At 41.9% G+C, this 13,160-nt stretch carries 14 protein-coding genes; 2 read left to right on the forward strand and 12 right to left on the reverse strand.

Going from position 1 to position 13,160, the window contains the following annotated elements:
* Positions 1–52 precede the first annotated feature (52 nt).
* A complete protein-coding gene (locus tag ACFSJY_RS11380) occupies positions 53–277 on the forward strand; it encodes a DUF1653 domain-containing protein (RefSeq protein ID WP_386034319.1) in 225 nt (74 codons plus the stop codon).
* Between the two features lie 53 nt (positions 278–330).
* On the opposite strand, the gene ACFSJY_RS11385 is transcribed toward ACFSJY_RS11380, so the two are convergent.
* Positions 331–600 carry an acylphosphatase gene (locus ACFSJY_RS11385; RefSeq protein WP_386034321.1) on the reverse strand — a complete coding sequence of 90 codons (270 nt, stop codon included), beginning with the start codon at positions 598–600 and terminating at the stop codon, positions 331–333.
* 78 nt (positions 601–678) lie between these two features.
* Here ACFSJY_RS11385 and ACFSJY_RS11390 point away from each other — a divergent pair, with 78 nt between their 5' ends.
* Positions 679–1,869, forward strand: coding sequence for a class I SAM-dependent methyltransferase (locus ACFSJY_RS11390; protein ID WP_386034323.1), 1,191 nt, complete (start codon positions 679–681; stop codon positions 1,867–1,869).
* Between the two features lie 99 nt (positions 1,870–1,968).
* Here ACFSJY_RS11390 and ACFSJY_RS11395 read toward each other — a convergent pair whose 3' ends face one another.
* The 11 genes from ACFSJY_RS11395 to ACFSJY_RS11445 all read right to left on the reverse strand — a co-directional run bounded on the left by ACFSJY_RS11395 (position 1,969) and on the right by ACFSJY_RS11445 (position 13,018).
* The gene (locus tag ACFSJY_RS11395; RefSeq protein WP_386034325.1) at positions 1,969–3,192 is read right to left on the reverse strand and encodes a class I SAM-dependent methyltransferase; all 1,224 of its coding nucleotides are present in this window, start codon (positions 3,190–3,192) and stop codon (positions 1,969–1,971) included.
* A 20-nt stretch (positions 3,193–3,212) separates the two neighbouring features.
* On the reverse strand, positions 3,213–3,968 hold the full coding sequence (locus ACFSJY_RS11400) for a DUF1365 domain-containing protein (protein ID WP_386034327.1): 756 nt from the start codon (positions 3,966–3,968) through the stop codon (positions 3,213–3,215).
* On the reverse strand, positions 3,965–5,215 hold the full coding sequence (locus ACFSJY_RS11405; protein ID WP_386034329.1) for an NAD(P)/FAD-dependent oxidoreductase: 1,251 nt from the start codon (positions 5,213–5,215) through the stop codon (positions 3,965–3,967). Before ACFSJY_RS11405 ends, ACFSJY_RS11400 begins: the two co-directional genes overlap by 4 nt.
* A 1-nt stretch (position 5,216) precedes the next feature.
* A complete protein-coding gene (locus tag ACFSJY_RS11410) occupies positions 5,217–5,933 on the reverse strand; it encodes an SDR family NAD(P)-dependent oxidoreductase (RefSeq protein WP_386034331.1) in 717 nt (238 codons plus the stop codon).
* Complete coding sequence (locus ACFSJY_RS11415) at positions 5,933–6,391, reverse strand: nuclear transport factor 2 family protein (RefSeq protein WP_386034333.1); 459 nt, start codon at positions 6,389–6,391, stop codon at positions 5,933–5,935. Before ACFSJY_RS11415 ends, ACFSJY_RS11410 begins: the two co-directional genes overlap by 1 nt.
* A gap of 33 nt (positions 6,392–6,424) precedes the next feature.
* The gene (locus ACFSJY_RS11420) at positions 6,425–7,801 is read right to left on the reverse strand and encodes a cryptochrome/photolyase family protein (protein WP_386034335.1); all 1,377 of its coding nucleotides are present in this window, start codon (positions 7,799–7,801) and stop codon (positions 6,425–6,427) included.
* A gap of 21 nt (positions 7,802–7,822) precedes the next feature.
* The gene (locus ACFSJY_RS11425) at positions 7,823–8,788 is read right to left on the reverse strand and encodes a YbgA family protein (protein WP_386034337.1); all 966 of its coding nucleotides are present in this window, start codon (positions 8,786–8,788) and stop codon (positions 7,823–7,825) included.
* 9 nt (positions 8,789–8,797) lie between these two features.
* Entirely contained in the window at positions 8,798–9,454 is a 657-nt protein-coding gene (locus ACFSJY_RS11430) for a ChrR family anti-sigma-E factor (protein WP_386034339.1), read from the reverse strand.
* The gene (locus tag ACFSJY_RS11435; protein WP_386034341.1) at positions 9,447–10,022 is read right to left on the reverse strand and encodes a sigma-70 family RNA polymerase sigma factor; all 576 of its coding nucleotides are present in this window, start codon (positions 10,020–10,022) and stop codon (positions 9,447–9,449) included. The genes ACFSJY_RS11430 and ACFSJY_RS11435 overlap by 8 nt, the downstream gene beginning before the upstream one ends.
* A gap of 127 nt (positions 10,023–10,149) precedes the next feature.
* Entirely contained in the window at positions 10,150–10,710 is a 561-nt protein-coding gene (locus ACFSJY_RS11440) for an LON peptidase substrate-binding domain-containing protein (RefSeq protein WP_386034343.1), read from the reverse strand.
* A gap of 136 nt (positions 10,711–10,846) precedes the next feature.
* Complete coding sequence (locus tag ACFSJY_RS11445) at positions 10,847–13,018, reverse strand: fasciclin domain-containing protein (protein ID WP_386035024.1); 2,172 nt, start codon at positions 13,016–13,018, stop codon at positions 10,847–10,849.
* Positions 13,019–13,160: the final 142 nt, after the last annotated feature.

The following is a 13,160-nucleotide window of genomic DNA, read 5'->3' on the forward strand; positions in this document are numbered from 1 at the left end:
CGAATAGCTTTTGCTACACTGCAATGGATTTTTAACGACAATAAAGAGCATCATGATAAAGCCTGGAAAATATCAACACTTCAAAGGTAACTATTACCAAGTAACGAATGTCGCTAAACACAGTGAGACAGAAGAGCAGCTGGTCATTTACTACCCGCTTTATGGCTCTATCGAAAAAACGGGTGAACCCGAGTATTTCGCCAGACCTCTAGCGATGTTTGATGAAATAATTGAGCGGGATGGAAAGACGTTTAAACGTTTTAATTTTATTGAGTGAATCGATAAAGGCACTAGTAACTAGCATTTGCACTAGTTACTAGTTAGAAAGAATTAACCGATAGAGAAATGGTTATAAGACTGATAATCCACCTGGTTGTGTTGAACGGCAGACACCTCTGCTTTTGATGGGCCATGGGACAACCATTCCAGCATTTGATTAACATTACTTTCTTCACCGCAAACCATCACCTGAACATCGCCATCGGCTAAATTTTTAGCGTATCCACTTAATTGCAAATCGATTGCTTTTTGCTGGCAAGACGCCCGGAAATAAACTCCCTGTACTTTCCCACTTACATTAGCAAGACAACATATCGCCATAATTCCGCTCCTTTCATTGCACCGCTATGTGCCTTTCACTACAATCTGCACACTTTTCTTTTCTCTAAGTATAGGCACATGTCAGCAAGAATTTATTTAAATGTTGGTCGCGAAAAATCACTACGCCGCAAACACCCGTGGGTTTTCTCCAAAGCGATTGCAAAAATCAAAGGTAAACCTATGCTTGGAGAAACCGTTGATGTCCTAGATAGCAAAGGGAACTGGCTGGCTAAAGGGGCCTACTCTCCCGAATCCCAAATGCGTGTTCGTGTTTGGAGCTTTAATGAAAGCGAACAAATAGACCGTGATTTTTTTGTTAAAAAATTTAAACAGGCACAATCAAGACGAGATTGGTTCATCGAAAAGGGAGGATTAACCGGTTATCGTCTAATTGCTGGCGAATCTGATCACATGCCTGGTATTACTATTGATAAATATGACGACATTATTGTTTGTCAGTTGCTATCAGCTGGAGCGGAGTTCCACCGACATACCATCGTTGATGTATTAACAGAGCTTTATCCTAACTGCGGAGTCTATGAGCGCTCCGATGTAGATGTTAGAAAAAAAGAAGGCTTAGACAAACAAGTTGGTTGGTTAGCTAACGAAAAAGAAAGCACAGAGCGCATTATTAAAGAACACGGCGTTAGCATTATTGTTGACGTTGCGACGGGTCACAAAACAGGTTTTTATTTAGACCAGCGCGACTCTCGTGTTGCAGCAGGAAAGTACGCTGAAAATAAAGACGTCCTTAATTGTTTTAGTTATACGGGTACCTTCAGCTTACATTGCGCTGCTAATAGCGCAAAAAGCGTTACCAACGTTGATGTATCTCAACCAGCACTGGATATCGCTAAAAGAAACGTAGAAGCAAATGGATTAACCGACAAAAACGTCGCTTTTGTAAAAGAAGACGTATTTAAGCTATTGCGAAACTACAAGAAAGAAGGCAAAAAATTCGACATGGTGATTATGGATCCCCCAAAATTTGTCGAAGCAAAGTCACAGCTAACAAGTGCCTGTCGAGGTTATAAAGATATTAACATGCTAGCAATGCAGTTATTAAACCCTGGCGGATTGCTATTAACCTTTAGCTGTTCAGGTCTACTAGACGCTGGCCTTTTTCAAAAAGTTGTTGCCGATGCCGCTTTAGACGCAGGGAAAAACTGCCACATTGTCGAACGATTACAACAAGCTGGTGACCACCCTATTTTGGCGGCTTACCCTGAAGGCTATTACTTGAAAGGTCTTGTGTGTCAAATCAACTAGTCTTTCGGTCCCTATTTGCTTTTAGATAAGCGCGTGAACTGGAATATAACTGAACAAAAAAGGAAGCCTTATGCTTCCTTTTTTACGCTATATACCCGCTTACTTACGCGCTACCATGTGGACGGTGCTAGTCGAACGCTCTAAGAAAGCTCCTTCACAGTACCCTAAGTAAAATAACCAAAGTCGCTTAAATTGCTCATCGTAGCCGAAATTAATTAGCTCAGGCCATGAGGCTAAAAACCTTTCACGCCAATCTGCTAACGTTTTAGCATAATCTAGACCGATATCATGCAAGCCTTCAATGACCATACTGGTATTTTTGCTCACTTGTTTTGCCATAAGCTCGATCGAGGGTAAAAAGCCACCTGGGAAAATATAACGCTGAATAAAGTCAACGTTGTTTAAGTAATGCTCAAAACGCTGGTCAGCAATAGTTATTGCCTGAATTAACAATTTTCCGCCAGGCTTTAATCGATCGTTGCATTGCTTAAAAAAGCTATCCATGTATTCAAAACCAACGGCTTCGATCATCTCTATTGAGACTAATTTGTCGTATTGACCTGTTAAATTTCTATAATCTTCTTTTAGTAAAGTGATTTTGTCGCTTAAGCCAAGCTTTTCGATGCGATTTTTCGCATACTCGTGTTGAGCATCAGAAATCGTTGTTGTTGTTACTCTGCAGCCATATTTTCCCGCAGCGTGAATCGCTAATCCACCCCAACCCGTGCCAATTTCTAATAGGTGATCATCTTCTGTTAATTCTAATCTTTGGCATATTTTGTCCAGTTTATTAAGCTGGGCAGTTTCGAGGCTTGCGTTTTCATCTGGGTAAATAGCTGAGCTGTACATCATTTCTTTATCTAAAAAACGTGTGTAGAGTTCATTTCCTAAATCATAGTGAGAAAGGATGTTTTTCTTCGAGCCCGTCTTCGAATTTCTGTTGCGATAGTGAAACCATTTATTTTGGAGGCGAGTAAACCAACTGACATACTTTTCAAACTTGTCAGTGACTTCCTGTGCTTTGGCGAACACACGAATCATTGCCGTTAAATCTGGGGTATCCCAGTCATGGTTAATATAAGCTTCCGCCGCACCTATACTACCGCCTTTGACAAGCGCCACGTATGTTGCCATATCATTTACAATAATTTGCGCGCAAACATTATTGTTGTCGAATTCACCAAACTTGTATGTTTTATCTCGTTCTTTAACTTCAATCCCTGCCCCTTTAATTTGACCTAGGATAGCAAATACAATTGATCGGCAGCGTTTCTCAAACCAACTCGCTTCGTTTATTTGCGCAGAAATAGCAACATTTTCCACAATATGCTCCTGTGAACGCACTACGATTGTTTTTCCTGATATGGCACAAAAGGTACGCGTTTTATTAGTAGTTTAAGTGCTTGATAATAAATACCGGCAACAACTTTTAATGTCATGGCTGGCAACTGCGCCCAAACTTTGACCATGTTTTTGTTCGTAAAAGCTTGTTTATTCAGCGCTAACGTAGCATCAAAAAGTTTTTGATGATCGTTCTTATTTTCAATATGCACTAATAGTTTCTGTTTATTTTCTTCGGGTGGCCTTACGCGCCAATGGTAGCGCATATTTAAGTCCATAAAAGGTGACACATGGAAAGACTTTTCAATAGATACGTCATCTTCCATGGGAACTAGATAATAGTGACGTTTGTTCCACGGTGTATTACTGACTTCTACCAACATACAAAAACATGAGTCGTTTTTGTCGTAACAGAAAAAGAAATTCGCAGGGCTAAAATAAAGTCCAAAACACCTTACTTGCACCAGAATTGTAATACGGGCCACCTCTTTGGCTTCACCCAAAGAAATTACTTTATCAACAATACGTTGACGTAAATTTCCCGGTTCACCACGTAAATAATCTTTTTCAACAAATCGTATTGGATTGAACCATTTATAACCAAACAGACCTGTAGGTAGTTGATGATTTACTGCTTCGTCAACATCAAGAGCCAACATATATAGCGTGTAGTTAAAAACATTTTTTGCGGGTGTAAAGCGTCTGTGGCGAACGTTACCGCTGTATACCGCGCTTTTTAATGCCGAAACTTCACTCATAATTCACAACCAAACCTTTTGCCGACATCTACAGCACTTCTTACGCCGTCTTCATGAAATCCGTTATACCAGTACGCACCTGCAAAATGCGTATTGTTTTTCCCGCAAATAGTTTCACGTTGCAGTTGAGCAGCCATCGATTTTTTGTTGAAGACTGGGTGATGATAAACAAATTTACGAATGACTTTTGAATCATCAATCGCTTCGTCCTGATTTAGCGTTACACAAAACGTTGTCGCATTCTCAAGCCCTTGCAATATGTTCATATTGTAAGTGACGCTCGCTGGACTCGTGCGGCTTTCAGACAATTGATAATTCCAACTTGCCCAAGCTTTTTTGCGTTTTGGTAGCAAAGATATATCTGTGTGCAGCACAACACTATTAGCCGTGTAAGGAATGCTTGAAAGTACAGACTTCTCTTCTGCATTTGCATCGCCGAGTAAATTCAACGCTTGGTCTGAATGACATGCTAGAACAATTTCATCAAACTCTTGTACACCATCAGCAAAATGAATTTGTACCTTGCCCTGCTGACGTGTAATTTTTTCAATCGCCGCGTTCAATACAATATTTTCTTTAAACGTCTCTGTGAGCGGTGCTATGTATTGTTTAGAACCACCTGGCACAACATACCACTGTGGTCTGTCCGCTATGTTCAACAGGCCGTGGTTTACAAAGAAACGAATAAAGAATTTCAATTCAAATGCTTCCATCTCTTCGATAGAGCTCGACCATATAGCCGCTCCCATAGGGAGAATGTAATGCTCAGCAAAGAAACGACTAAAGTTGTGTTCGGAGAGAAAATCACCAAGTGTTTTGTCTTCAACTTTTAATCCTTGTTCATATTCAAACTTACACTGTTTATTAAAACGAAGAATTTCGCGTATGAGATGCCAAAACTTGGGCCTAAGGATATTGCTACGCTGAGCAAATAATGTATCGATATTGTGGCCGTTATATTCAAACCCTGTTTCGGCATTATGCACCGAAAAGCTCATTTCAGTCTCTTGGCGACCTACACCAATGTCAGCCATTAACTTTAAAAAGTTAGGGTATGTTCTATCGTTAAAGACGATAAAGCCTGTATCTATGGCTAGCTTTTCGTTGTTGTACTCTATATCAATAGTCGCGGTATGGCCGCCAATATACTCATTCTTTTCAAACACTGTGACGTTGTGCTTTTTTGAAAGAAGATATGCGCTTGTTAAACCGGCAATACCAGAGCCTATTACTGCAATGTTTTTCAATTTAGGATCCTTTCAACACCATACGAGCCCACCATGACTTTGGCAGAATGGCGATAAACTTCATTAAATACATAAATCTTTTGGGGAACTGTATAAGGCTTTTACCACGCCCTATACCGTCAAATATACGCTCTGCAGCTTCATCACTTGTCATCAGGAAAGGCATATCAAAATCATTTTTGTCCGTTAGCGGTGTTTTGATAAATCCAGGATGGATAAGGGCTACATGAATACCTTTCGGCGTAAGTTCTAATTCCAACGTTTTTGCCAGGTAATCAACCCCTGCTTTCGATGCACCATAAGCCTGCGCTCTTGGAAACGGAAGGTTTGTAACACTTGAGCTCATTAATGCCAGCGTACCTTGTTGATTCAGTTTGGGAATTAACGCTGACACTAGATACCCCATACTAATCAAATTGACAGTAACAACCCTTGCAAATAAGTCAGCATCAAATGCCATTACATCGTCAATGTACTCACAATCGCCAGCATTTAAAATAGCAACATCCAAGTTTTCAATAGCTGATATCGCCTTATTTATCTGTATGTTATCCGTGATATCAAATACAAGCGTACTAATTTTAGGGAACTGAGTTTTGAGGCGACTTAATTTTTCTTCGCTTCGACCGCATGCAATTACGTCATAATTGCTACGTGAATAGCGCTCGACAAGAGAGAGCCCGATACCCGATGTTGCTCCCGTGATCAGCACTTTCATTAGGAGTTCGCTCTATTTTTAATGAGCTTTACGATACCGCCAATGACTGGAATATGTTCATAAATCATTGCGCCAAGGTCTAGATAGTCACGATGATAAATCACTCTATCTCCCATCCCCTTCAATCGCGTATGACCTTGTACAGTAACAGTTTTGCCTTTGTTCAACTTAGGGTGACTATATTGCATGGTCCAGTATAGAGCGGCTTCATCTCCGCAATTCATTACGTCGTTTATCACAAACGTACAACTGCTAAGGTTGGTATACAGACTCGTAAAATAATCTTCTAAGTTTTCAAATCCAGATATTTGATGCATCGGATCTATAAAGATAACGTCATCAGCATATATCTCGCCAAGTAGCTCTAAGTTATCGGTCCCAAGCTTTTGGTACGTCTCTACAAAACGTGACAACCACACTGGAAAGTCGAACTGCTCAATCGGCTGAATAAGTTCCATAAAATTGCCTTTAAAAACTCAGCTAGCGCTTTGTTATATATATTTTTTATAAAATGCGAGTGCTATTTCTCTAGCCGCTTTATGGTCAACTATAGGCGACAGATACACATTTCGCTTCGTATTGTTAATATATTCATGTGGAAAGTGAATATATTTATCTGGTATTTCAGTAAGTTCTGGCAAATATTTACGGATAAACTCACCCTTTGGATCAAATTTCTCGCTCTGGGTGATAGGGTTAAATATGCGAAAATAAGGTTGGGCATCACACCCTGTACCTGCTGACCACTGCCAACCGCCATTGTTAGCAGCAAAGTCCCAATCGATTAGCTTTTTAGTAAAGTAGCGTTCACCCAGGCGCCAATCAATTAAGAGATGTTTAGTCAGGAAACTGGCGACAATCATCCTGAGTCGGTTATGCATCCATCCTGTTTGATTAAGTTGTTTCATAGCGGCATCAACTATTGGGTACCCCGTTTCGCCACGTTGCCATTTTCTTAACGCCTTACGGTTATTCGGCCATTTCAAACCAGCATATTTTTCACCAAAGACTCGCCCTTTAATCAAATTCGGTTCGTGGTGCAGTAGATGTCGATAAAATTCGCGCCAGACTATTTCATTTAGCCAGGTAAACGCCTTATGGTCTGTGTCAGTAAGAAGATCTGGGTATTTATTCAAAAGAATGGCTAATACATAGCGCGCGCTAAGTGCACCGATCGCAAAATATGGTGATAAACCGGACGTAGCTTTGATGCCCGGAAAGTCACGCCACCGGCTATATTCTTCAACTTTTTCATTCAAAAATGCTGGCAGAACATGGGCTTCTATATCATTCACTAAAGGCCACTTTTCAGATACGCCAGTATGATGATTGAAAGATCCTAACTTTTCTGTGTGTTCAGGAAACTGCGGGCAATTGCTAGGCCGTGTACCGTAGTTGAACCCATTGAGTTTCACAAACGTTAACCAAGCGCGTTTAAAAGGCGTAAAGACTTTGAACATTTCGCCTGATTTATTGAGCAGTTGCCCTTTCGGTAGAATGACATCCGACTCAAACGTTATTAAATCAACCCCATTACTAGCGAGTTTTGCATCGCGTTGACGCTCGTTTAACTCAAGTTCTTGGTTAACAATAATAGACTGACCGCCAAAATGCCTCGTTAGGTACTCTGTTTGCGCATCAAAGTCTTCAACTTCAACGACGTTGAGTGCAATATCAAGACTTTTAAGTTGTGCTCTTAACAACTCAACATGGCGTAAAATAAAATCAATTTTGATTGGCGCCATATGATGCTTGCGCCACTGACCGTATGAAACAAAAAAAATGGCGTCACGAGCGCCATTTTGTAATGCATATTCTAATGCGGGATTGTCTGTAATTCTAAGGTCGTTACGAAACCACAGTAACATCAACCTGTCCTTTTCTAATTGCTACATTCCATACCTAAGCTTTAATTCAGCAGGGTAAGGTGCTAGATAAAATTGCTTTTTCAAATAGTCTTTAGGGAATCGACGTAAATGGTGTCGAATCAAGGTAAGGGGAACGAATAAAGGTACAAGGCCTTTTCGGTACTCCTCTATTTGTTCACAAAGCTCTTGCTTCTCGTCACTATTTAGTTCTTTAGCAAAGTAACCTTGAATATGCTGCAATGTATTTGCATGTTTTTTGCGCGTTGCCTTAATAGTCAACGCCGCCATTAACCCATGAATATACTGCTCAGCCATTTCTTCAAGTGGTAGGTCTGCTCTCGCCAATAACTGTCCAAGTTCTTTGTAAGCGATTAAATCGTGACTCATCACCGTGTATTTGAACTGACTGTGAAAGGTTGTCAGTTTGTGTTTTGATAACCCACTCGCCTCAAGCAGTTGCCATTTTCTATATGCATAAACGCGGGCGACAAAGTTTTCTCGGATAATAGCGTCGTTCAATCTACCATTTTCTTCACACGGTAATAACGGATTTGCTTTCATTACTTCGCGAGCAAAGACACCGACACCATCAGACGTAGAACCTTTACCGTCTTCGCTGTACACCTTCACACGTTCCATACCGCAACTCGGGCTTTTGGCACAGAAGATGAAACCGCTTAAATTCCTCGAATAATTGCCAATTTTCTTTCCGTACTCTGCTAATGCTTCTGTTACATCACCACTGCCGTCCGGTCTTGATACCGTGATAACGTCATCTTTACGAATTTGGCGAATCGTAGGTCGCGGTACTGGCAAGCCTACGGCGACTTCAGGACATACTGGCTTGAACTTAACGTAATTACCTAACTCCTTCATACAGAAGTGTGACGTCTTCGAGCTTGAATCAAACCTGACGTTTTCCCCAGCTACGCAAGCGCTTATACCAAGAGTGATATCACCTAATTCAGATAACTGCGCGTCGTTCATGTCATGCTCCTAGTAGATAAGTGAGCCAATTGGGTTTAATAGTTTATTAAAGCCTTGAGTAAAGTGTAGTGCATCATCAGCCACCGTGTAACACAAACACCCGTTCTCTGTTGTTGGGTTGTGAGTGTGTTCACCATCAAGCATTATGAAATCGCCAGGTCCGTATGTTCCCATTTCGTCTTCAAAGTAGCCGTCTAATAACAACGTTAACTCAAAGCCTTTGTGTGTATGTTCTGGCACCGTGCCACCTGGCTGTATTTGCAATAAGCTCGCATGCAGGGGACCTTCTTCTACGTCAAAACGCGCTCTTGCGAGCTTGCCAAGGCTTGTCCAGCTTCCCATTGCCATATTCGTTAATGCGGTCGGTAGCTTGTAGTCTTGTCCCTTTACCGAGATATGCTTCTCTTTCCTATCTACTGTGATTGCAATTTCTTCACTCGCCGTAATCGCATCGATCATATCTGTAATACTTAAAGCATCTAGCTGCGTATCAGCCTCTGGCATTTCGAATGCTTCGAAAGCGTTTTGTTCTGATGCTTCAGCAACAATTTCAGCACACTTCGGGCACATGTCTACGTGAACAGCAACAGCTGCTGCCAATGATGCTGGTAAATCCCCCTCTGCGAATTTAACCAACAATTCTTTAGTTGGGTGATGCTTAATCATGTGCTTCTCCAATGTACTGCTTCAGCTTGGCCAGCGCCAAACGTAATCTTGATTTTACTGTGCCTAATGGAATGTCGAGATGAATCGCGAGTTGTTCTTGTGACATTTCCATAAAATAGAAACCCTTAATCACTAGCTTTTGGTTTTCCGGCAGTTTCTCGATGCATTCAAGCATCTCTTTGTCAGCTAAATGGTCAGAAAATGGCTCTTCTGTTTCTAGCTGGCCTTCTACTAACGGCCAAAAGTCGTCGCTCAGGTTATCTTCTTTCTTCGTTTTGATTTTACGAAGTAAATCAAAACTGACATTACGCATAACGGTGTAGACCCAAGTGGTTGGCGAGCCTTTGTCAGAATTAAACAAGTGTGCCTTGCGCCACACGTTGGTCATTGTCTCCTGCACCACCTCAGACGCAAGCGTTTCATTGCCATACTTGCTTGAGGCAATACGCTGGATTTTTGGGGCGAAGTAGCGAAACAGCTCAGTGAATGCCTGTTTCGACCGAGTCTCTGCAACTTCTATCAACCAGCCAGCCAGCTGTTGATGTTCATTAGAAGCCGCCGCAGCCATCGCGCCACTCTGTGTTTTGTTTTGATTCAATGTATTTATCGAACTCTGCAACATGGGTCTGTACTTCCATCAAACGTTAACCTGCGTTTTATGTCAACTACGCAGCGTGTTTCACTAGAGATCAGCTTTACGAAGGTTTTTCATCAAAAATAATAGTCGTGAGGAAGTCCACTGCTTGTAAAAAACTGTTTGGATGAGCAAAGTGACGCTTGTTTTCAAAGCTCACCGGCAACAACTCAAGCCAGCGTGCACACACCCAATCGTAATTATCAAACTGAGGCTCGCTGTATAACTTTTGTAAAGAGGGATGATCTTCAAACAATCGTTGTAGCTGATGCTTCAACTGAATGCATCTATCATTTGACGTTGTCTCTGGCCAATGAGGCAAAACTTCAACCTCCCCGGTCAGCAGTTGGTCTGGCTGTCTTTCGGTTTCACCTATCGACACCAAGTGTTTGCATTTAACTAGAAGGTTTAAAACGCCATCGTCACCTTGGTCGAAATCAACAATGTCGACCCAACTGCCCCACTCGCTAATTCTGTCGTCCCCCACAGTGTGGACTATTACAAACCCGTTAGTTTTTTGGCTATTTCGTACCATGGTTAAGTAGCGCTGCTCAAATATACGCAACTGTGTAACGCCGCTAGGTAAAAGGTAAACAGGTAATGGGAATAAAGGTAATTTCATAACATTTTCATCATACTAAACTGTCAGTTAATACGGCTATGCTGGCTAAACTGATTACTTTGATTTTCAAAAATTCAAGGTAATAAAAAAGGAAGCCTAAGCTTCCTTTTCAATAATTGTGTTATTTGTGCATTAATTAATCAGTAATTACCGTATCGATAACATGAATAACACCATTGGTTGTGTATATGTCTTTCGTTACGACATTGCTGCCTTGTACCTGCAATGACGTTTGACTTTGCTCTGCTAAGAACCATACATCACCAACACCTTGGCCGTTAGTATCACCTGCAGCTTCGTCTCCCGCAAAGAAATATAAAGGTCTGCCTAGGTAAGTTGCTTGCATAGTGCCATCATCACGCATCACTGTCGATACACCAGGAATTGCTGTTACACTGCCATCAGTGACGAGCAGTGGTGGCCAGTTTGTTGCACAAGTGTCATTACATGCACTGCCTGAAGTGCCTAAATCAGTATCAAATACATATAGCGACATACCCGCCATTGTCGAACCCATGCCGCCCACGAAGCGCTCATTTATTGCGTCGTAAGCGACTTCTTCTGCCATACCGTCTTGATAGGTTGCAAAATTAACAATCGATACTGACACATTGTCACCACCTACGGTTCCTACCATTGCGCCGTTCGCAGCATACGCGTCAACAGAACCGATTTCTGCTGCAACCACATGTTTTAATAACACAGCGGTTAGCGCATCGGTGTCTGCTAACAAACCGCTTAATACCGTTGAATCAATTTTGCTAAACGCTGCATTTGTTGGCGCAAATACAGTAAAGGTCGCTGATTCATCTGCTAGTGTGTCTACAAGGTCAGCTGCTGTGAGCGCCGCAACAAGCGTAGAAAAGTTTTCATCGGCTAAAGCGACGTCCACAATTGATTGTGTCGGTTCACCTTTCATTGCTGGTGGTAAAATAACAGAGTCGATTACGTGAATAACACCGTTATCAGCACCAACATCAGCAGCACTGACTGCACTATCATTGATAAATAATTGTGAACCAGTTAGCGATAACGCCGCCATGTCACCGTTTGCCATTTCAACTTTTTTATCCATTGAGTTTGCAACAGCTAACGCGCCATCTGCCATCACTTTGCTACCTGAAATAACATGATAAAGCAGTATGTTAGATAACGTGTCAGGGTCTGCAAGCAACGCTTGTATAGTTTCGTCACCTAGCTTGGCAAATGCAGCATCAGTCGGCGCAAATACAGTGAAGTCTGTCGAGTCGTCAGCCAATACAGTATCCAGGCCTGTCGCTTGCAATGCAGCAACTAACGTTGTAAATGAGCCCGCACCTACAGCTACATCAACGATGGTGTTGCCTGTCATTGGCACTTCTACATCACCAACGATAACCGCATCAATGACATGGATCACGCCATTAGTGGTGTAGATGTCTTTGGTAACAACGTTTGCACCACCAACAGTGAGCATATCAGTATCAGCATTGATCATGATATCCACCATTGCACCTGAAGCTGTTTCAGCCGCCATACCGTTTAACGTAAATGCAGTCACTGAATCGACGCTTCCTGCAACGACGTGCTGAAGCAATATACTAGAAAGCACCTCTGGGTTTTCTAGTAGCGTAGCGATAGTTTCTTCGCCCAACATTGCAAATGCATCATCTGTTGGCGCAAATACTGTGTATGTAGTGCTTTCATCGGCTAGCACAGCATCCAACCCCGTCGCTTGAAGCGCTGCAACAAGGGTATTGAAACTACCTGCCCCAACAGCAGTATCCACGATATTTGCAGTAGGCATTCCCATATCAGCTGGTGGGATAAGTACTGCGTCAATCACATGGATAATACCGTTGTCGGTCTGGATATCTGTCGCTGTGACCGTTGCTGTATTCACTAGAAGACTATCGCCACTTAAGCTCAATGCCAACTTGTCACCGTTAACCATATCTACTGTTTGGCCAGCAGATGCAACTGCAGCTGTTGAGTCTACTGCCCCTGATATAACGTGGTAAGTTAGAATGTCAGACAGTGTATCTGTGTCTGCGAGTAAACCATTGATAGTGTCTTCACCTAGCAATGCAAATGCATCATCTGTTGGTGCAAATACAGTAAACGTAGCAGATTCATCGGCAAGCGTCTCATCTAATCCCGTTGCTTCTAAAGCTGTAACCAAGGTTGTAAAACTTCCATTTGCTACCGCCGCATCTACAATCGTTGTGGTTGTTACTGGTTCCGGCTCAACAACAGTCACTGTTGGACTGCTGCTATCATCGTCACAAGCTTGTAAAAACATCACACTTGCGAACGCTGTTATTATCATTTTTGACGTTTTCAAAATTTATTCCTCGTTTTTGTCCATGACGACTTCTTTACGAGGTACATAATTTAAACAGATCACAACCTTTTGAAATATTTTATGCTTTTATTTCATGCAGTTAACTTATTTCCCAGACGAAAAAAGG

Origin of the sequence: Thalassotalea euphylliae (assembly GCF_042682785.1) — a bacterium.
Lineage (GTDB): Bacteria > Pseudomonadota > Gammaproteobacteria > Enterobacterales > Alteromonadaceae > Thalassotalea_F > Thalassotalea_F euphylliae.

Coding starts and splice junctions, on each gene's coding strand:
- ACFSJY_RS11385 (WP_386034321.1), bottom strand. CDS start 600: ATGGCGATATGTTGTCTTGCTAATGTAAGTGGGAAAGTACAGGGAGTT.
- ACFSJY_RS11425 (WP_386034337.1), bottom strand. CDS start 8,788: ATGAACGACGCGCAGTTATCTGAATTAGGTGATATCACTCTTGGTATA.
- ACFSJY_RS11400 (WP_386034327.1), bottom strand. CDS start 3,968: ATGAGTGAAGTTTCGGCATTAAAAAGCGCGGTATACAGCGGTAACGTT.
- ACFSJY_RS11430 (WP_386034339.1), bottom strand. CDS start 9,454: ATGATTAAGCATCACCCAACTAAAGAATTGTTGGTTAAATTCGCAGAG.
- ACFSJY_RS11435 (WP_386034341.1), bottom strand. CDS start 10,022: ATGGCTGCGGCGGCTTCTAATGAACATCAACAGCTGGCTGGCTGGTTG.
- ACFSJY_RS11420 (WP_386034335.1), bottom strand. CDS start 7,801: ATGTTACTGTGGTTTCGTAACGACCTTAGAATTACAGACAATCCCGCA.
- ACFSJY_RS11415 (WP_386034333.1), bottom strand. CDS start 6,391: ATGGAACTTATTCAGCCGATTGAGCAGTTCGACTTTCCAGTGTGGTTG.
- ACFSJY_RS11440 (WP_386034343.1), bottom strand. CDS start 10,710: ATGAAATTACCTTTATTCCCATTACCTGTTTACCTTTTACCTAGCGGC.
- ACFSJY_RS11445 (WP_386035024.1), bottom strand. CDS start 13,018: ATGATAATAACAGCGTTCGCAAGTGTGATGTTTTTACAAGCTTGTGAC.
- ACFSJY_RS11410 (WP_386034331.1), bottom strand. CDS start 5,933: ATGAAAGTGCTGATCACGGGAGCAACATCGGGTATCGGGCTCTCTCTT.
- ACFSJY_RS11380 (WP_386034319.1), top strand. CDS start 53: ATGATAAAGCCTGGAAAATATCAACACTTCAAAGGTAACTATTACCAA.
- ACFSJY_RS11390 (WP_386034323.1), top strand. CDS start 679: ATGTCAGCAAGAATTTATTTAAATGTTGGTCGCGAAAAATCACTACGC.